The 17,932-nt window shown below is 37.2% G+C and carries 20 protein-coding genes; 7 read left to right on the top strand and 13 right to left on the bottom strand.

What is annotated here, in order from left to right:
• Positions 1-54: 54 nt before the first annotated feature.
• Both coaD and rsmD read right to left on the bottom strand, forming a co-directional pair.
• Positions 55-540 (bottom strand): pantetheine-phosphate adenylyltransferase, encoded by a 486-nt coding sequence (coaD, locus tag C8K15_RS01305; protein ID WP_108584498.1) that lies wholly within the window; start codon positions 538-540, stop codon positions 55-57.
• On the bottom strand, positions 533-1,102 hold the full coding sequence (rsmD, locus tag C8K15_RS01300) for a 16S rRNA (guanine(966)-N(2))-methyltransferase RsmD (RefSeq protein ID WP_108584496.1): 570 nt from the start codon (positions 1,100-1,102) through the stop codon (positions 533-535). The genes coaD and rsmD overlap by 8 nt, the downstream gene beginning before the upstream one ends.
• A 114-nt stretch (positions 1,103-1,216) precedes the next feature.
• Between rsmD and C8K15_RS01295 the strand changes: the two genes are divergently transcribed.
• Positions 1,217-1,606 (top strand): DUF7147 family protein, encoded by a 390-nt coding sequence (locus C8K15_RS01295; protein ID WP_108584495.1) that lies wholly within the window; start codon positions 1,217-1,219, stop codon positions 1,604-1,606.
• 1 nt (position 1,607) lies between these two features.
• Here the strand turns inward: C8K15_RS01295 and C8K15_RS01290 are convergent, their stop codons facing one another.
• Positions 1,608-1,880, bottom strand: a complete 273-nt coding sequence (locus tag C8K15_RS01290; protein ID WP_108584494.1) for a YlbG family protein — start codon at positions 1,878-1,880, stop codon at positions 1,608-1,610.
• A gap of 130 nt (positions 1,881-2,010) precedes the next feature.
• Here C8K15_RS01290 and C8K15_RS01285 point away from each other — a divergent pair, with 130 nt between their 5' ends.
• Positions 2,011-2,919, top strand: a complete 909-nt coding sequence (locus tag C8K15_RS01285; protein WP_108584492.1) for a glycerophosphodiester phosphodiesterase family protein — start codon at positions 2,011-2,013, stop codon at positions 2,917-2,919.
• Between the two features lie 165 nt (positions 2,920-3,084).
• Here the strand turns inward: C8K15_RS01285 and C8K15_RS01280 are convergent, their stop codons facing one another.
• On the bottom strand, positions 3,085-3,540 hold the full coding sequence (locus C8K15_RS01280; RefSeq protein ID WP_108584769.1) for a YlbF/YmcA family competence regulator: 456 nt from the start codon (positions 3,538-3,540) through the stop codon (positions 3,085-3,087).
• An 89-nt stretch (positions 3,541-3,629) separates the two neighbouring features.
• On the opposite strand from C8K15_RS01280, the gene C8K15_RS01275 reads away from it, so the two are divergent.
• Positions 3,630-4,118, top strand: coding sequence for a PaaI family thioesterase (locus C8K15_RS01275; RefSeq protein ID WP_108584490.1), 489 nt, complete (start codon positions 3,630-3,632; stop codon positions 4,116-4,118).
• Here the strand turns inward: C8K15_RS01275 and C8K15_RS01270 are convergent.
• On the bottom strand, positions 4,089-5,558 hold the full coding sequence (locus C8K15_RS01270; protein ID WP_108584489.1) for a UDP-N-acetylmuramoyl-L-alanyl-D-glutamate--2,6-diaminopimelate ligase: 1,470 nt from the start codon (positions 5,556-5,558) through the stop codon (positions 4,089-4,091). The genes C8K15_RS01275 and C8K15_RS01270 overlap by 30 nt on opposite strands.
• A gap of 111 nt (positions 5,559-5,669) precedes the next feature.
• On the opposite strand from C8K15_RS01270, the gene C8K15_RS01265 reads away from it, so the two are divergent.
• Positions 5,670-6,413 (top strand): amino acid kinase family protein, encoded by a 744-nt coding sequence (locus C8K15_RS01265; protein WP_108584487.1) that lies wholly within the window; start codon positions 5,670-5,672, stop codon positions 6,411-6,413.
• Here C8K15_RS01265 and C8K15_RS01260 read toward each other — a convergent pair.
• Positions 6,403-7,485, bottom strand: a complete 1,083-nt coding sequence (locus tag C8K15_RS01260; RefSeq protein ID WP_108584485.1) for a CAP domain-containing protein — start codon at positions 7,483-7,485, stop codon at positions 6,403-6,405. The two genes, C8K15_RS01265 and C8K15_RS01260, sit on opposite strands and share 11 nt — an antisense overlap.
• 150 nt (positions 7,486-7,635) lie before the next feature.
• Here C8K15_RS01260 and C8K15_RS01255 point away from each other — a divergent pair, with 150 nt between their 5' ends.
• Positions 7,636-8,001 carry a YugN family protein gene (locus C8K15_RS01255; protein ID WP_108584483.1) on the top strand — a complete coding sequence of 122 codons (366 nt, stop codon included), beginning with the start codon at positions 7,636-7,638 and terminating at the stop codon, positions 7,999-8,001.
• Between the two features lie 102 nt (positions 8,002-8,103).
• Positions 8,104-9,162, top strand: a complete 1,059-nt coding sequence (ytvI, locus tag C8K15_RS01250; RefSeq protein WP_108584481.1) for a sporulation integral membrane protein YtvI — start codon at positions 8,104-8,106, stop codon at positions 9,160-9,162.
• Between the two features lie 969 nt (positions 9,163-10,131).
• Here ytvI and C8K15_RS01240 read toward each other — a convergent pair.
• From C8K15_RS01240 to cyoE, 7 genes are all read right to left on the bottom strand, one after another.
• Entirely contained in the window at positions 10,132-10,593 is a 462-nt protein-coding gene (locus C8K15_RS01240) for a DUF420 domain-containing protein (protein WP_108584478.1), read from the bottom strand.
• Positions 10,594-10,631: 38 nt separating this feature from the next.
• A complete protein-coding gene (gene ctaG / locus C8K15_RS01235) occupies positions 10,632-11,546 on the bottom strand; it encodes a cytochrome c oxidase assembly factor CtaG (RefSeq protein WP_108584477.1) in 915 nt (304 codons plus the stop codon).
• A gap of 141 nt (positions 11,547-11,687) precedes the next feature.
• Positions 11,688-12,020: a cytochrome c oxidase subunit IVB gene (gene ctaF, locus C8K15_RS01230; protein WP_108584475.1), complete on the bottom strand. Its 333-nt coding sequence runs from the start codon at positions 12,018-12,020 to the stop codon at positions 11,688-11,690.
• 1 nt (position 12,021) lies between these two features.
• Positions 12,022-12,648, bottom strand: coding sequence for a cytochrome c oxidase subunit 3 (locus tag C8K15_RS01225; RefSeq protein WP_108584474.1), 627 nt, complete (start codon positions 12,646-12,648; stop codon positions 12,022-12,024).
• A complete protein-coding gene (gene ctaD, locus C8K15_RS01220) occupies positions 12,648-14,513 on the bottom strand; it encodes a cytochrome c oxidase subunit I (protein WP_108584472.1) in 1,866 nt (621 codons plus the stop codon). The genes C8K15_RS01225 and ctaD overlap by 1 nt, the downstream gene beginning before the upstream one ends.
• Before the next feature lie 34 nt (positions 14,514-14,547).
• Positions 14,548-15,639, bottom strand: coding sequence for a cytochrome c oxidase subunit II (gene coxB, locus C8K15_RS01215; protein WP_108584470.1), 1,092 nt, complete (start codon positions 15,637-15,639; stop codon positions 14,548-14,550).
• A gap of 98 nt (positions 15,640-15,737) precedes the next feature.
• Complete coding sequence (gene cyoE, locus C8K15_RS01210; protein ID WP_108584468.1) at positions 15,738-16,655, bottom strand: heme o synthase; 918 nt, start codon at positions 16,653-16,655, stop codon at positions 15,738-15,740.
• Between the two features lie 324 nt (positions 16,656-16,979).
• Here cyoE and C8K15_RS01205 point away from each other — a divergent pair, with 324 nt between their 5' ends.
• Positions 16,980-17,900 (top strand): COX15/CtaA family protein, encoded by a 921-nt coding sequence (locus tag C8K15_RS01205; protein WP_108584467.1) that lies wholly within the window; start codon positions 16,980-16,982, stop codon positions 17,898-17,900.
• Positions 17,901-17,932 lie beyond the last annotated feature (32 nt).

Here is a 17,932-nt window from a genome sequence, read left to right as displayed (position 1 = left end):
GTGTGACTTCGTCACATCGCCATCTTTTTCCTTCATTAGGTAACGTCGTAGGATTTATTCGAAACCAAATTTCATTTTTAACGCTGCTTCCACTTGTTTAGGCACAAGTTCGGAAATATTCCCACCATATTTGGCCACTTCTTTTACGATGCTCGAACTAAGAAAAGAATATTGATTATTCGTCATGATAAAGAATGTTTCGATTTTTTCATCAAGTACTCTGTTCATCGAAGTGATTTGCATTTCATATTCAAAATCTGACACGGCCCTTAATCCACGAACGATTGCGTGAGCATTCACTTTATTAGCATAGTCGACAAGCAAACCAGAAAAAGAGTCAACATGAACATTCGGTAACGTTGACGTTACTTCGCTAATTAAAGCCATACGTTCTTCCACCGTAAATAAAGGTTTTTTTGACGAATTATTTAACACGACTACATGGATTTCATCAAATACAGATGCACCACGTTTAATGATATCTAGGTGACCAAATGTAACGGGATCAAAACTCCCTGGCACTACTGCAATCTTAGTCATGACTTTGTCCTTCTTCCTGTCGATAAATCGAAATGATTGTACTACCATAAAGTTCTTTTCTAGACAGTGTAAACGCTCCATACTGGTCTTGAAGGTCTACTCCTTTTTCGTGTTCACATAAAATGATGGCATGGTCCGTTAGCAAATTTTTCTCGACGAATTGATTAATCAATTCATAATAGCCGACTTTTTCATAAGGTGGGTCGAGGAATAATAAATCTACCTTAGCTTGCCTCTTTTCGAGTGCTTTTATAGCTCGAGTAGCATCAGCTTTATATACTTCCGCTTGATCTTCTAGTTTGCATTTCTTTAAATTTTCATAAATAGTTGGAACTGCTCGTGGATCTTTTTCAATAAAAATACATGTGTCAATTCCTCTACTGAGGGCTTCGATGCCAAGTCCACCGCTTCCTGCAAACAAGTCCACTGCTAGTCCACCTTCAAAATAAGGACCAATCATATTGAAAATCGATTCTTTCACTTTATCGGTTGTTGGTCTCGTGCCTGAGCCTGGCACCGCTTTCAATGGAAGTCCTTTGCGTGTTCCAGATATTACTCTCATGAAGTTCCTCCTTGACTATTTCATCAGTTATTTATATAGTCATGTCTTACTTTTGCGTATGCTTCATGGCAACAGCCATGATAAGATGCAATAGAAAGGATGTGTCATTCTCGTATGATTCAACGTTTTATTGAACTCGGAGAAGGTTATAGCGATATTTATGAATGGTTGGAATTGCTGAAAACTAACGAAGATCGTTTTCACCATGTATGTATTTTCACATCTGTATTGAAGGACGTCAAAAAATTGAGTGTCGCTTTAGTATTAAAACCAGCAAGTGAAGGGAATTTTATGCCCATCTATTATTGTCGAGAAGGCATTGAGTACTCTGATGAAAAAACAAGTAAGCGAATCCTATTAATTGAAAAGACGTTGCAGGAAAGAAATTACTCCCCACACCGTCTTGAAGTTAAGCATTCATCTTATTTTGCAGAACCAGCTTTGTATCATCAATACCTAACTGGTTTACTCAGATTGCATCATATATTGCCGCCTCTAAGGTAACTTATAAGCCAGTTTTATAGTCGTATTCTTTCGCTTTATCTGGTTTAGAATTTTCATATTCAGTTTTAACAAAAGGACGGTAAGATGGACTGACTTCTTTAACAAAAGGAAGCTTTTGTAACTTTGTTGAAATCGCTTCAATTTGATCGAGGTCGCAATACATAACGACATACTTAAGTTTTCGAGAAATATATTGAACATGGCCATATTTTCTCAGCGATTTCGCTTGTTTTAAATGATGTACATATACAATTAGCCCTTGTCGGTCATTCATGCGAGTTCCCTCTTTTCTTACTTAAAAGAATACCATACGAAAGAAAACGTTCGCAACCGCTTGAAGCTGTCAGTTTGGTACAATATCCTTTATAATGATAAAAGCAAGTTTGCTTGAGGAGGAATTAGGCATGGGAAAGAAAACGAAAGTAGCATTTGCAATTGCAGCAGCTGGTGCTGCCGCCTGGGCAGGCTCAAAAGCCATCTCAAAACCTCAAAAACGACTAGATAAGGAAGCTCTTCAATATGGACAACCGATAATATTAGCTCATCGCGGTGGTTCTCAAATTGCTCCTGAAAACTCTATGATTGCATTTAAAAAAGCCGCTGAACTGGGTGTTCACGGATTTGAAATTGATATTCGTTTAACTAAAGATGAAGAGATTATTGTATTCCATGATGAGTTTATTGACCGTACGACTAATGGTTCTGGACGTGTATCTGATATGACACTCTCGGAACTAAAGACTTACGACTTAGGCTATCAATTTATTAATACTCAACAAGAATATGAGTATCGTGGTAAAGGAGAAACCTTTATTACGCTCCGTGAGTTATTTGAAGAGTTCCCACAAATGTTGATTAATATTGATATGAAGGATTCTCCTGACACGTATGAAGGTAGTTTAATCCCTTCAAAATTGTGGCGATTAATTGAAGAATTGAATGCGCAAAACCTGGTGGTTGTTACAAGTTTCTATGACGAACAAATCGATCGATTTAACTTATATGCACAAAACACGGTGGCTTTAGGGGCCGGTGAAAACGAAGTTCGTAAAGCATACACTGCTTATACTAGCCAGTTTGGTCACTTGTATCACCCTCGTGCGGACGTGATTCAAATTCCTGTAAAATCGGGTGTTTTCCCACTTGATGGTGAAGGTTTCATTAAATTCTTAAGTAACTTAAATGTACCCGTTCACTACTGGACAATAAATGATTCACACACAATGGAACGACTATTTCTTGCAGGTGCAAAAGGCATCATAACTGACCGACCTGATTTAGCGGTTACTTTATTGGCTGAAAAACACGCATAAGAAAAAGGATGTGCACATTACTCGCACATCCTTTTTCTATGGAAGAGAATATATTGAACGTGCAACTTACATACTTCAATAATAAGAACTTTGTATGAAGCCTAAGCTCGCACATGCTTTACAAGCGATCTGCAATGCGAGCTTAAAATGGCACATGCATTTATTTTAAGCTGAACATCCACAAGATCCACCTGTACCACAACTTCCAGTGCTACATGAAGAATCTGATGCAGCAGCGAAGAATGGATTGCTAACAGGTACCTTGACTGAATCAGATACGGTTTTACCTATAATTAAGCTGACTTGATCTAACAAATCTTGCAATTCGTTTTCAGCTAGTTTTAACGTTGCGACACGTTCGTTCATATCAAGTGCGCGTTTTTGTACACGAATTGACTTCATCACGTGCTGATAGTCTGGATGATATTTTCCAAAGCGTTGAACATCTTCATAGTGTTCTTTAAGCTGTGTAAACGAAGCAATTTGTCTCTTTAACAAATCGTCTGTGTAAACGGCAAAATAAGCTTCTTTGAATTGTTCAGCTAGCTCGGAGGATAAGATCATTTGTGTCAAACTATCTCCTTCATCCATAATGGATGCCCATTCTGATGTCATCATCATCATCGGCCATTCCCCCAATCTGTATTTATCATAACAGATTGACTACTGAAATTAAAAGACATGCATTTGCTAAAAGTTAGGAGAAAATTATGAAAGAATTATTAGTTACGCAGTTTCAACAGATTATCAGCAATTCCACAGAGGAAGATTTATCTATTTTATCGAATTGGATGGATGGCTTCGAGAAGAAACAAAGAGGAGAAAAGTCCACTTATTTAAGTGCTGGACTTCATATGGAAAGAAGCTTAACGGACGATTTCTGCAAGGTTTCTATTCCAATCACACCTCTTATTCATAACAATCTTAGTATCCCGCATGGAGGCATTATAGGGGTTTTATTAGATACCGCTATGGGTGTCTTAGCAAATAATTCACTACCTGAAGATCGTGCTGCTGTAACTACGAACTTATCTGTCACTTATTTAGCAACTGCTACTGAAGGGCATTTACATGCTCATGCTACCATTTCTCACAAAGGTCGCCAAACCATTGTAGCTACTGGGGAAGTTACAGATGATCAAGGGAAACTATTAGCCATTGGTACAGGTTCATTTTTCGTTATTCAGCGAAGTAGATAATGACGAAAAAATTTTTCTAACGGTTTGCTCGTCTGAAAATGGCAACACTTGGTTACCGATGTGCTGCGTAGACTCATGTCCTTTTCCAGCAATACATAATAAATCGCCAGGTTTTAAACTGCGAAGCGCTTGTTCTATAGCGGACGCTCGATCAATTTCGATATGAATATTGTTAGAAACAGGTAAATTTTTTATGACTTGTTGACAGATTTTCAAGGGATCTTCTGAACGAGGATTATCCGATGTAACCCACAAATATTTTGCGTATACAGCAGCGATATCTCCCATTTCACTTCGCTTAGATTGATCACGATCCCCACCACAACCAAATATTACAAGTAAATTTCCTGCCGTTATTTGTGCAGCTGAAGATAGAACGTGTTTCAAAGCTTCAGGGGTATGAGCATAATCAATGACCACTTGGAAAGGCTCTTTAATAATGTACTGGAATCTACCTGCAGGTAAAGTTAGGCGTGGGAGGAGTGGTGTAATTGAGGACATCGGTATATCCATTTGGTGCACAGTCGCAATAGCTGCTGCAATATTTGAAATATTATAGACCCCGCTAAATCCTACTTCAAATAAATACTCTCTATCTCGATCATTCAACTTTAAAGTCATGGATAATGGTTTTAGTTCTTCTAAGATCAGGTGTTTTTTTCCGAACCATTTATTTTCTTTATTACTTTCTTTAGCTTTTTCAAACCAAAAAGGGTCGTCTTCATTAACGACGATTTTTTTTGATAAATGAAGTAATTTACATTTTGCTTTCTTGTACGCTTCAATACCTTTGTGATCTTCTAAATGATCATGACCAATATTTAAAAAGACTCCTTGTTGAATCGAACAATGATCCAGTCGGTGTTGTGCTAATCCCATTGATGAGGCTTCAATAATTACATGAGTTACATTCATTGCTAAAAGCTTCGCAAAAGTTTGATGAAGATGACTGGCAGACCATGTCGTGAGTGACGGGAAATTCTCTATTATTTTTTCCCCATTAACATATAGTCCTAGAGTCCCAATCACTGCTGTATGATAACCAAGAAAAGTGAGGAGTTGACCAATCATATGACTCACCGTTGTCTTACCGTTCGTTCCAGTAACTGCAACAATGTGTAACTGTTCTGATGGGTTTCCATGAATACGCGAACTGGCATGAGAAAGAAAAGTGCGTGTATTTGGTACAATTCCAAAAGCCACATCTTTACAAAACTGACCATCTTCACGATTTTCTGAAATGATACATACTGCCCCGTTGTGTATAGCTTCGTTTATATAAGCAGCTCCATTGGCATGTCTGCCTTTGATAACAATAAAGACATCACCGGTTTGAACGTCTCTCGAATCTTCCTTTACACCTCTTATCCATTCATTAAATGACCCATGTAACCATGTACAAGGCCAATCTTTTATTAAATCTGCAATGACAAAAGCCATTGTACCCCTCCTACACAAAATAAAATTGACCGAATACATTACAGTCAAGGTACGTTCATCGTATGTAAGAATGCGGGAAAATGTCACTCATGATAATAAGGAGCGAATTCAATGATTGTTCAGAAATTTGGAGGCATCGCGATGAAAGATAAAAAATCGCGTGAAATATGTATTAAACACATTAAAGAAGGCTTAGCCAAATATAAATCGGTAATTGTAGTTGTATCCGCAATGGGAAGACATGGAGATCCTTATTCCACAGATACTCTTATACAATTGACAGATGCTTTCCAATTTGCACCTGAATCAAAAGATGTAGCAGCAATATGTGGTGAATTGCTTTCATCATCCGTTTTATTTGCTGAGTGTTTAAAGGAGCAAATCCCTTGTCAATTAGCCTATGGTGTCCAGGCTGGCATTTACACAGATGACCGTTTTGGAGATGCTACAATCATTAAAACATCTAAACAGGCCATTGAAGAATTACTCCAACATATCCCCTGTGTTATCGTTCCTGGATTTCAAGGCATTACGACAGACCACCGTTTCACAACATTAGGCAGAGGTGGGAGTGATTTGACGGCTATTTTATTAGCTTCATTATTTGAGGCTAGTGCTGTCGAATTTTATAAAGATGTTCCCGGAGTTATGTCCAATGACCCTAAGAGTTCTTCAAATGTTCAAAAATTATCGCATGTTTCATATGAAAAACTTCAGGATTTATGTGAAACAGCGAAGCATCCGCTCATACAAAAAAAGGCAGTTGACATGGCTGCTAAGCACCACGTCCCACTGCACATTCGTCCCTTTGGTTCCTCAGAAGAAGGAACTTGGATAAATTCCGCTATTCATTAATATTTTTTCTATTAAGTACTTCTCGCTCTACAAAGTTTTGTGTATAGTATTTGCCAAATGTACCAACACCTAAGTGTGTGAAATCGGTTTTTAGTAATACTTTTCGATGATCCATCGAGTTTAACCAGCCATGCACAACTTCAGCAGAATCATAATAATTGGATCCAATGTTTTCAGCTGCACTTTCATACACAATTTGTGATTCCTCTAAGCGGTTTTCCAAATCTCCAAAATCCGGAGATTCATGAGAAAAATAGTTTTCCATGGCCATATCCTCACTATGTTTTCGTGCAACCATATGAAGGTCTTCGTCCTCCACAACCGTATCTACCGAGTGTTTCACACGAAATACATTTGTTAAGTCGAATAATAAACGTTCATTAGATTCGTTAATCGCTTTTTGCTCGTAAGTAGAAGGGACATCTGGCGCTAAATAGTCCCCTTTATACGTCATTTCATAAGGTTGATGGAGAACGGTTGTGCGAGGATCCGTAAAACGAATGGCTTCCACTTTCCCGTCTTCCTCGTCCACATAGATTTGTGCATATAGTCCATTAAACTTTACTAATAATCGATTTTTCATATCTACATCATTAATAGTAAAGGTATAAACACTAGAATCTAATTGCACTGAGATTTCCGATTCAATTATGGTGAAACGGTATAAATCATCGATTGTTTGCCCAACTTGATAAGGAAAAGCATCAAGATCTTCCCCAGCAATATATACTTGAGTAATCGTATCATTCATGACACCTATTAACATGTAATTAGTGATGGAGTCATTATATACCCACCAATCATAACCAAAAGCAGAGGCTTCAATCCGATTAGGTTCCCCAAATGAATTAATTATTTCTTTTGTGTTTTGGCCTACCAAGGTGGATAGGCCTTTTTCTGGTCGCGGAATAGTACCTTCTCCAGAAGGTGGCGACAAGTTTTCTTGAGGCAATGCTTGTCCCCTTGAACCTGGAGCTTCTAATAATTCATTTTCTTGAATGGTTTGGTCTGAATAAAATATGACAGTTAAAATAATTGCTAAAAAAATTAATATTCTAACCAATACCTTCAATATGACAACTCCTAGTAATATAAATGATGAGTCTATTATATCAGTCTACAACGTATTGACACAATGTTGTCATTGCAACAAACGCTAAATTACACTATTATAAAATGGAAGCTCGACTTAAGGTTAAGCATGTAAAAGGAGGACGATTTTATGTATTTCGAAAACACAGGTATTGAAAATACAGCAGCTGATTTAGAATTATTAGATGAAATTATGTTAAATCATGGTCTTGTTCGTGAAGGACAATGGGACTACGAACGTGTAACGTATGACAAAAAATACGAAATCAAAGAAGGTACATTCTACTTACGTATTTTCGGCTTCACAAAAGACGGAGACGTTGGTGCTCACGATGCGATCATTACCTTGATGAAACCTGTTGTCGGCAAACACTACTTTCCACATGGTGTTGAGTATGGAGACCAAGAAGTGTTCCCAGAACACTTAGTGAAATCTTGCCAACAAACACTAACTGCTGTTAAAGCAGATATCAATGCATTTGAAATTCGCGCATAATTGAAACGCCGAAGAATTTTTTCTTCGGCGTTTTTTTCTATCACTTTTCAAATGTGTAAATGTTGTCTATACTTATAACATATGGAAAAAGAGGTGTTGCGAATGCCCAAGTGGATTACTAAGAAGTTTTTGATTATCGCTTTACTTATATTAATACTTATCCTTTTCATTACCTTTATACTTCCTCTTGCTGTCCCCATTTTATTAGCTTTGATTACGGCATTTTTACTTGAACCTCTCGTAAAATGGAGTAAACAAAAGTTTAATTGGAACCGTAAACCCGCAGTAATAACAATATTTATTTTATTTTTATTACTTACTACAGCTACTTTGTATTTTACTATTACACAATTGATCGGTCAGATTATACAATTAACAAAAATTGCACCTGACTACTTTAATACCTTGACACTTTCGTGGATGAATATACAAAGTAAATTATTCAGTTTTACACAAGGTATGCCAATTGAAGTTGTTTCTTCAATCAAAAAAGAATTAGATCAATTTTTGAAACTTATGCAAGAAGCGATTTTAGGTTTTGTAAGTTACGATAGTATTACTAACCTACTTACTGAAATTCCGAACTTTTTAGTCAGTTTTATCGTATACATAATAACGCTGTTTCTATTTATGTTAGATTTAACAGATTTAAAGAAAATGGTCTTTAGACATTTTACCCCAGCAACTGCAGAAAAAGTTCGCTTTATGACGTCACGATTAAATTCTGTCATATTTGGTTTTATGAAAGCCCAACTGCTAGCTAGCTTATTTATCTTAGTTGGTAGTTTCATTGGCTTATTGTTCATCGCTCCTCAATATGCAATTGTCATGTCCATTGTCATTTGGATTATCGACATTATTCCTATTTTAGGTTCGATCGCAATAGTTGGACCATGGTCATTATACCAATTTGCAACCGGAGACATTGCTTTAGGCACCAAATTAGCAATACTAGCATTAGTGTTACTTGTCATTAGGCGATCAGTGGAACCAAAGCTGATGGGTTCACAGATTGGTTTATCCCCTCTGGCAACTTTAATTGCCATGTTTATCGGATTACAAATATTCGGCTTTTTAGGATTAATAATAGGACCATTCGTCGTCATTATTTTCACGACTGCAAAAGAAGCTGGCATTATTAAAACCAATTTCAAATTATAAAAAATTGCCATTCACCTTATTTACTCTGGTGAATGGCAATTTTAATTTAAAGAATGTTGATATTGAAGAACAAATGTACGATAAAAGACAATGTCGTTTAACAATGCCTTTATTTTCAAAACAACTTAGTAAAATACAATATAATTATCACTACAACTACAAACCGAAACTTTGATTATATTTATTGAGGAAGACAGGTTTTCAGTCCGCTTCGGACGCTTTACCTGCTGCACAAAGTTCTAGAGAATAAAGAGGATGGGCTTGTGACTGTGTCACTCGCCCACCTCTCTTTTTGTAGATCATCCTTCGTCGAGTGTGCATCCTTCGCTCCCTTGCAACCTGGAAGGACACAGTAATTTTGATTTGGTTTACTACAGAATAGAAGGTTTTTTTATGTAGATGTTCGGCCGAAGATGCTATTTCAGCCTCTATCGCTTTTTTTATTTTGGCAAAGTTTAAGAATGCTGTTGATATTAAAAAGAAACGAAAGAGTACATTTGAGCCTAGCATGCTAAGGAAGGAAGGTTAAAAACGCCACGTCCTGCTCCTGCGGTTACTCGTCGCAAAATGCAATGCGAGAAATTTTGTGGCAACACCTTCATGACCCACTTCCTGTGGGCCCAAGAATGAGACCCACAAGTATGTGGTTTTCATACTTGTTGGCTAATGCAGAACGTGCGGCTAGCGCAAATGTACGATAAGCAATAGTTTACTTTAACTTAGCCTTTTATAAAAAGAGAATCGGCTCCCTTTCCGCGGACGAACAGGCAAGCCTCCTTACTCGTTCCTCGCTGCGGGGTCTTGCCAGCCCGTTTTTCCGCAGGAGTGTCGCAGATTCCCTTACTAAATTGAGCCAATAGAGTAGCTATGTTAAAGAATGCTGTCGATATTAAAAACAAACGAAAAAGTACATTTGCAACAAGCGCAAATGTACAATAAACAACAATGTAGTTTTAAAAAAGCCTTTAATTAAAATCCTAATATGGCTTTAAAGACGGAAGTTGTTTCTCCACCTTGATAGATAATGTAAAGCAATAAATATACCATTACCCCTGTAATGGCTGTAAAGAACCAGATGATACTAGTGATTGGTCCAATTTTACGATGTCTTGCTAAATTATTTTTATAACCAGCCCAAATCGTTACAATCCCAAATACAGCTCCTGTTGTAGCTAGTATGATATGAAAGACCAAAAAGACAGTGTAAAAGATTTTGTATTCATCTGGCCCACCAAAAGCAGTGTTTCCAATGAATAATGTTCGTGAAATATAGATAGTAAAGAATGTTAAAGCGGAAATAGCCGCAGCAAACATCATCTTTTTGTGAGCTTCAATTTTTCTGTTTTTAACTAATGCCCATCCAATTGCAACTAATACGGCACTTAACACAATAAAAAATGTACTTATTGTAGACAATAATAGTGAACTCATCTTTTTTCTCCTAACACTCTTCTACTAATAAAAGTTGATTATTTGTTTGCTGCAAAAGCTTGACGCTCTAATAACGCTTTATTCGTGATCTCATCTGCATTCTCTTGTTCAGACTTATACCATTGGAAGAAAACCATCCCCAAGATTACTCCGTAAATAACTTCTTGGATAATTTTCATAATAACTCCACCTAATCTTTGATCTTCAATTGTAGACATATTTGAAAATAGTTCGGGTCCAGACAATGTCAAACTTGCCATCTTGGAAGAGGGTACACAAAGTTCCATTGCTTTTAACCATGCCTCTCCACTGGTATATGTAGCATACATGGAGTGATTAGAAAAAATAATTAAAGCGCAGGCAGGCGTTATTAATATCGCGCTTGCAATAATATAGCCAATTTTACTTAAGCCATGAACTTGGTGTTCTCCTTGTAGTTTATTCATAATTGGCCACCACAAGAAAAGAGATGATATGAAAAGTAGGAGCGTAAATAAAATGTGATACCATTCGTTTTGCTTGATTACATCAAAAACGAGTGGAATATGATAAATCGAAAACATACCACTAAATACGATTAATGCTAATAATGGCTTTGTGAAAAAACGAAACATAGGTTTAATGAATCTATTTTCAATTAATGCCTTCCATATCCAAATTGGAATGCCTGTTATCAGCAATGGTGGTATTAGCATCAATAGCAATGCCATTTGCGCCATATGGACAGAAAATAAAATGTGTCCTAATAAATCAGCAGGCGACCCTTTAACGATATACAGCAATACTACAGCAATGATAAAGGCGCTTGCTTCCTTTTTAGTTAACGATACATTTCCTTCAAACAAATGTCGCTTTTTGATCGTAATAAAAAAATAAAGAGCTATGACAAATAGAGTGGAAACTATAAAAAACGGACTCCATAATGCTTGAAAACCAAATATGCTTAAAGGCATCGAATATCGCTCCTTTTATCTTCAGTACTTCTATTATAAATCTCTATCACCATAACATCAATGAACGAACTATGAACAATACAAAGTCTATAAAAAAAGAGCTAGGAAAATTAACTTTTCCTAGCTCTTTTCGAATCTTATTTACCACCAAATAATTGTGACGAATGTTAATACAGTAAGGAATGCTACAAATGCGCCACTGAATAAAAAGAATTTTGCATTTTCATGACCTTTATGGCTCATATGCATGAAGTAATACAATTGCATAATAACTTGTATTACTGCTAATAACAAAATGATTGGTACGACTAAATTTGGAGAAAAATCAGCATACACTGCTGTAAATGCGATTAGTGTTAAAAAAATCATAATCGCAAATGTTGTCACTTGACCACGCATTTCATCTGCAGAACGGCGACGGGTATATTCGAACTCAGTTTTCGTTCTCATTTGATTTTGTACATCGTGTGCCATATTAACCCGCAACTCCCATCAAATAGACTACCGTGAAGATGAATACCCACACGACGTCAATAAAGTGCCAGTATAGTGAAGCAATATAGTATTTTGGTGCATTGTAAAGATTTAAACCGCGTTTTGAATTGCGAAGCATTAATAGAATAAACCAACCAAGCCCAATTAATACATGCAATCCGTGAGTTCCAACTAATGTAAAGAAGGAAGAACTAAATGCACTCTGACTATAATTAAATCCTTCATGGACATAATGATTGAACTCATATATTTCAAATCCAAGGAAAGCAGCTCCAAGAAGAACAGTAATCATTAACCAAGCTTGCATCGCTTTAAAATTATAGTTTTTCATATGGTACATTGCATATACGCTTGTTAATGAAGATGTCAAAAGTAACATCGTCATAATAAATACTAGTGGTAACTGATACAATTCTTGCGTTGTGAATTCCATACCTTCTGGTCCTTTATTTTTAAGAGCCAAGTATGTGGCAAACAAGCTTGCGAATAAAGTAGTTTCACCACCAAGGAAAAGCCAAAAACCTACGAATTTGTTTTTCCCTTCAAGTGTCGAGTTTTCTGCATGTTGCGGCCAAGATTGTGGGGTGTACTTAGTATTTAAGTCCATTAGTGTTTACCCCCTTTTTTATCCATCAAATCTTCTTTGTGAATGTGGTAACCAAGGTCATCTTTCAATGAACGTGTTCCCATTGATAAAAACGTAATTAGCAATCCTAAAATCAATACAGGAACTGCCCATGCTTGTTCTCCGTTATATAATGCTCCAAAAGCGCCTACGAATAAACCAAACGCCATTACGAAAGGAATAAATGAGTTGTGTGGCATATGAATATCGCCAACTGGCTCAGCATATGTCATACCTTCTTTATTGCCTTCTTGTTTTTCGATCCAGAACGTATCTAGACCACGAACAAGTGGTGTTTGTTTAAAGTTGTAGAAAGGAACTGGTTGAGGAATAGCCCATTCAAGTGTTCGACCATCGCCCCAAGGATCACGACCTACAGCTTTATTCTGTGCAATTGTCTTCACGATATTTATTAATAATATCGTTACTGCTACTGCCATGAATATGGCACCAAATGAACTGATTAAGTTGAATAAATCCCATCCTTGATCTGCTCCGTATGTGAACACACGACGAGGCATACCTAGTAAACCTAGGAAATGTTGGATGAAGAATGTTAAGTTAAAACCAATTAAGAATAACCAGAATGTGATTTTCCCTAAAGTTTCATCTAACATCGTGTTAAACATTAACGGCCAGTAGAAATGCAAGCCAGCTAATAAACCTAACACTGTTCCACCCACAATAACGTAATGGAAGTGAGCAACGATGAAGTATGAATCATGTAATTGGTAATCAAGAGGCGCTGACGCTTGCATGACACCTGTTACACCACCGATTACGAACATCGGAATAAATGCAACAGCATATAACATAGCTGTTGTGAATTTAATACTACCGCCCCACATCGTTAACAACCAGTTAAAGATTTTAACACCTGTTGGAACAGCAATAGCCATTGTTGCTACAGCAAAGATTGCGTTAGCTGTTGCCCCAAGACCAGTTGTAAACATATGGTGAGCCCAAACCATGAAACCTAAGAAACCGATTAATACAGTTGCAAAGACCATTGCTGAGTAACCAAATAAACGTTTACGTGAGAAAGTCGCAAAAATCTCAGAGAAAACACCAAACATAGGTAAGATCAAAATGTATACTTCAGGATGTCCGAAGATCCAGAATAAATGCTCCCAGATGACTGTATTACCACCCATTGTGTGATCAAAGAAGTTCGCATCAAACATACGGTCAAAAATCATTAAGAACAATCCTACTGTTAAAGGAGGGAAAGCAAATAAAATTAATGCAGATGCTACAAATGTAGACCATGTAAATAATGGCATACGCATGTAGGTCATACCAGGAGCACGCATGTTGATAATTGTTACTAAGAAGTTAATTCCGGCAATTAACGTACCACCACCAGAAATTTGTAGTCCTAGTGCATAAAAGTCAATACCATGTCCTGGAGATGCTAATGATAGTGACGCATAAGATGTCCAACCCGCGTCAGGAGCTCCACCTAAAAACCAAGATAAGTTCAAGAAGATTCCTCCGAAGAAGAACATCCAGAAACCTAAAGAGTTTAAGAATGGGAATGCTACGTCACGTGCACCAATTTGAAGTGGGACAACGGCGTTCATAAATGCGAATATAAGTGGCATGGCGGCCAGGAAGATCATGGTCGTACCATGCATGGTGATAATTTCATTATATAAACCTGCACTCACAAAATCATTGTCAGGTTTTGCAAGTTGGATACGAATAAGCATAGCCTCAATACCACCAACGATAAAGAAAAATCCGCCGGTTACGAGGTAAAGGATGGCAATTTTCTTATGGTCGACTGTTGTTAAATAGTCCCAAAGAGTGGCCCCAAAGCCTTTTTTCTGTGCGATTGAACTCACAACTTTAACCTCCTTCTTGTCATTCTCTAGAAGATTATTCTTCTACAGATAGTCCCATTAAGTATTCTGTCAGAGCTGTGAGCTCTTGATCTGTAAATTTCTTGCCACTATTTATATCTTCTGGTTGTGGCATTGTGTTACCTGGTTTATGCGCTTCAGGATCATTAATCCATGCCTTAACGTTTTCATCTGTTTTTTCCATGAAACCAGCGACGCGGTTACGATCACCGAATGTTGCCAAGCTTGGACCTCGAGCACCTGTAGTTCCTGCGCCAGATACAGCATGACATCCGATACAGGTTTTGTTAGTGAAGAGTTCCTGACCTTGTTGAGCTAAATCAGTTTCAGGAGTTTCCGCTTCTTTAGAAGCTTGCATGTTTGCAACCCATTTATCAAAGTCATCACGGTCTAATGATTTTACTTTAAAGTCCATTAGTGCGTGTGAAGGACCACAAAGTTCAGCACACTTACCATAAAACACGCCATCTTCAAGACCTGCAGATGGTTTGTCAAATTCTAAATAGAATTTGTTAATGTTTTCAACGTTTGTATCCAATTTACCACCAGCAGCAGGAATCCAGAATGAGTGCTTTACATCAGCAGCTTTTAGGTTAAAGTAAACTTTCTCTTTCGTTGGTACAACTAACTCTTGAGCAGTTATGATTCCTAAATCAGGATACTCAAATTCCCACCAGTACAGGTTAGCTTTAACGTTTACTGTAACCGCTGTCGCATTACCTTTTGCATCCTTTTTATCCATGCCACTGACATCAGCTAAGTTGTATGTAGCAATAACCGTTGGAACAGCCAAGATTAAAAGTAAAATAATCGGAATGATTGTCCAAATAAGTTCCAGTGTGTGATTTCCTTCAACTTGTTTAGGAATCACATCTTCTCCAACTTTAGAACGACGGAATTTAATGATTGTAAGAAGATAAACAACTAAAACTACAATAATTACTAGTACCATAATTCCTGTTGAAAGTACCATTAAATTTAATTGATCTCTACCAACTTGTCCTGCTGGTGTTAGTGTCGATAAGTGCTCTTCACCACATCCAGATAAAAAGACCATTAGAGCGGTCACAAGTGAAAAGAGACGCCATTTTTTGATCCCTTTTATCATAGCTTAATCAACCCCCTCTTTCGTTTGAGTATTCAAGTGTGTAAAGCGGTCTGGTTCTATTCTATATGAATTCTACATTCAAAGAAAGAATCCCAAAGTTAGCTAAAAATCGAGAAAATAATCATCGAAACAAATATGATGGTCATGTAATTTAACGAATAAATAAACATGCCTTTTGCCCATTTTAAATCATCTTCTGCTTTAAAGCCTTTTAATGCAAGTATTAGCCAACCTAAATTCAGCACAGTTGCCAGAACGAGGAACCATGTTCCAAGTTGCATGAGTAGGAATGGGAGAGGAAAAAGAACTAAAATCCACAGTAGCATGGAGCGCTTTGTATGAGCAAATCCTTTAACAACCGGCAACATAGGGATACCTGCTGCTCGATATTCTTCCGTTCGTTTCATTGCAAGTGCGTAAAAATGTGGTGGCTGCCATGCAAACATAATGAGGAATAGTGAAAGTGCTCCCCATCCAAGTGTTGGTTCCACTGCAGCCCAACCAATAACGGGTGGGATTGCACCAGAAATACTACCGACAATTGTATTGCTCACATGTTTTCTTTTTGACCACATGGTGTATAAGACGACATAACTGATGATACCAGCTAGTCCCCATACTCCAGCAGAGACCGATGCCATAAATAACAAAATCTCACCAACAACTAAAAAGGATAGAGAAACGGACAATACGGTATTAGGTTTAAATCTGCCCGTCACAGTTGGTCTTGATTTTGTTCTTGACATAATCGGGTCAATATCACGATCGATGAAGTTGTTCATTGCGCCCGAACCAGCAATAATCAATGCTGAACCTAAAAGCGTAAAGAACATTAAGTCTAGTTCGTCTAAAAAGTGACGAGTTGAAAATTGGAAAGCTAACCACAATCCCGTAAACGTAGTTACAAGATTTGAGTTTACAATTCCAATCTTGATCAAAGCAAGAAAGTCCTTAACAAAAGATGTTGTGACAGGATTCGCCTCTGAACTTGCAGTAATCGCTTTACCGTTTGACATGAAACTCCCCCTTTCAAAGTTGTAAGCATATTCCGCTACCATTACTATATCGAAAAACTGATGTTATTTCTATATATAACTAGAAATTCGATAAAAAGCATTAAGCGGTTCCTTGTCAACGATACACAACAACTCTATACTAAAGCATTTTAGTAAAAGTTTTGTGAATGGAAAAAGAATTTTTTATGAACAATTTGTGAAAAGCAGAATCGTATTGATGGAGATTGCAGGCTAGACATTGTATTTTCACTGTTTCTTAGCTATTATCAAACAAGCAGGTTCTCACTTTTATCGCAATCAGTTTATACAAAGTAGGTGTCATTCATGCAACAAAGTAAATACTTAAAATGGTTTGCAGTTGCTGCAACAATCGGCATGTTGCTCATTCTTCTTGGCGGTGCACTTGTCACCAAAACAGAAAGTGGCATGGGTTGTGGCAGACATTGGCCAGGGTGTAATGGACAATTAATTCCAGATAAAATTACTACAGAAGTTTTAATTGAATTTTCTCATCGCGTCGTCACAGGATCTGTTGGCTTTCTTATATTAATATTGTCAGTATGGTCTTGGAAAGTGATGGGGCATATACGCGAAACAAAATTTTTAGCTGTGATGGCTATGTTTTTCTTAATCCTGCAAGCTTTAATAGGAGCTGCTCAAGTATTATGGGGACAAGGTGATTTTATATTAGCGCTTCACTTTGGAATTTCCTTATTGTCTTTTGCTTCCGTATTATTGTTAACTCTCCTCATTTTTGAAGTTGATCGAAAATTTGACGCTGATAAATTGAGAATTGGATCAAAACTAAAATGGCATACAGTTGGTGTAACGCTTTACTCGTACATTGTCGTATATACTGGCGCACTCGTGAGGCATACTGATTCAGGTTTAATTTGTCCGGATTGGCCTTTATGTAACAATGATCAATTCTCTTTGCCTTCAAACATGTATGAATGGGTTCAAATGGGACATCGCACTGCAGCTGCACTAATTTTTATATGGATAGCATTTATTGCTTGGCATGCAGTTAAAAACTATAAAGATCAACGAGTATTGTACTATGGTTGGATTACTGCTTTTATAATTGTTTCGCTTCAGGTGATCTCAGGTATGGTAGTGGTTTTAACAAAACTTAATTTATACTTCGCGTTAGTTCATTCTCTTTTGATCTCCTTACTATTTGGGTTATTATGTTATATGATTTTACTACTTTCACGTAGCCGTTCTAATAAAACACAAAAATAAAAGCAGTTCCGCGAAAAGCGGAACTGCTTTTA

The sequence above is a fragment of the Paenisporosarcina sp. OV554 genome, from assembly GCF_003058165.1.
GTDB lineage: Bacteria > Bacillota > Bacilli > Bacillales_A > Planococcaceae > Paenisporosarcina.
The sequence above is the reverse complement of the archived record's forward strand: the minus strand, read 5'-3'. Positions and strand labels throughout refer to the sequence as shown.

What these genes read in the sequence shown, in the direction of transcription:
- C8K15_RS01295 (WP_108584495.1), top strand. Translation starts at nt 1,217, where the DNA reads ATGATTCAACGTTTTATTGAACTCGGAGAAGGTTATAGCGATATTTAT.
- coaD (WP_108584498.1), bottom strand. Translation starts at nt 540, where the DNA reads ATGACTAAGATTGCAGTAGTGCCAGGGAGTTTTGATCCCGTTACATTT.
- C8K15_RS01270 (WP_108584489.1), bottom strand. Translation starts at nt 5,558, where the DNA reads ATGGCTTTTGTCATTGCAGATTTAATAAAAGATTGGCCTTGTACATGG.
- cyoE (WP_108584468.1), bottom strand. Translation starts at nt 16,655, where the DNA reads ATGTCAAACGGTAAAGCGATTACTGCAAGTTCAGAGGCGAATCCTGTC.
- C8K15_RS01225 (WP_108584474.1), bottom strand. Translation starts at nt 12,648, where the DNA reads ATGGACTTAAATACTAAGTACACCCCACAATCTTGGCCGCAACATGCA.
- coxB (WP_108584470.1), bottom strand. Translation starts at nt 15,639, where the DNA reads ATGATAAAAGGGATCAAAAAATGGCGTCTCTTTTCACTTGTGACCGCT.
- C8K15_RS01265 (WP_108584487.1), top strand. Translation starts at nt 5,670, where the DNA reads ATGATTGTTCAGAAATTTGGAGGCATCGCGATGAAAGATAAAAAATCG.
- C8K15_RS01205 (WP_108584467.1), top strand. Translation starts at nt 16,980, where the DNA reads ATGCAACAAAGTAAATACTTAAAATGGTTTGCAGTTGCTGCAACAATC.
- C8K15_RS01280 (WP_108584769.1), bottom strand. Translation starts at nt 3,540, where the DNA reads ATGATGATGACATCAGAATGGGCATCCATTATGGATGAAGGAGATAGT.
- C8K15_RS01285 (WP_108584492.1), top strand. Translation starts at nt 2,011, where the DNA reads ATGGGAAAGAAAACGAAAGTAGCATTTGCAATTGCAGCAGCTGGTGCT.
- C8K15_RS01255 (WP_108584483.1), top strand. Translation starts at nt 7,636, where the DNA reads ATGTATTTCGAAAACACAGGTATTGAAAATACAGCAGCTGATTTAGAA.
- ctaG (WP_108584477.1), bottom strand. Translation starts at nt 11,546, where the DNA reads ATGCCTTTAAGCATATTTGGTTTTCAAGCATTATGGAGTCCGTTTTTT.
- C8K15_RS01275 (WP_108584490.1), top strand. Translation starts at nt 3,630, where the DNA reads ATGAAAGAATTATTAGTTACGCAGTTTCAACAGATTATCAGCAATTCC.
- C8K15_RS01240 (WP_108584478.1), bottom strand. Translation starts at nt 10,593, where the DNA reads ATGAGTTCACTATTATTGTCTACAATAAGTACATTTTTTATTGTGTTA.
- ctaF (WP_108584475.1), bottom strand. Translation starts at nt 12,020, where the DNA reads ATGGCACACGATGTACAAAATCAAATGAGAACGAAAACTGAGTTCGAA.
- rsmD (WP_108584496.1), bottom strand. Translation starts at nt 1,102, where the DNA reads ATGAGAGTAATATCTGGAACACGCAAAGGACTTCCATTGAAAGCGGTG.
- C8K15_RS01290 (WP_108584494.1), bottom strand. Translation starts at nt 1,880, where the DNA reads ATGAATGACCGACAAGGGCTAATTGTATATGTACATCATTTAAAACAA.
- ytvI (WP_108584481.1), top strand. Translation starts at nt 8,104, where the DNA reads ATGCCCAAGTGGATTACTAAGAAGTTTTTGATTATCGCTTTACTTATA.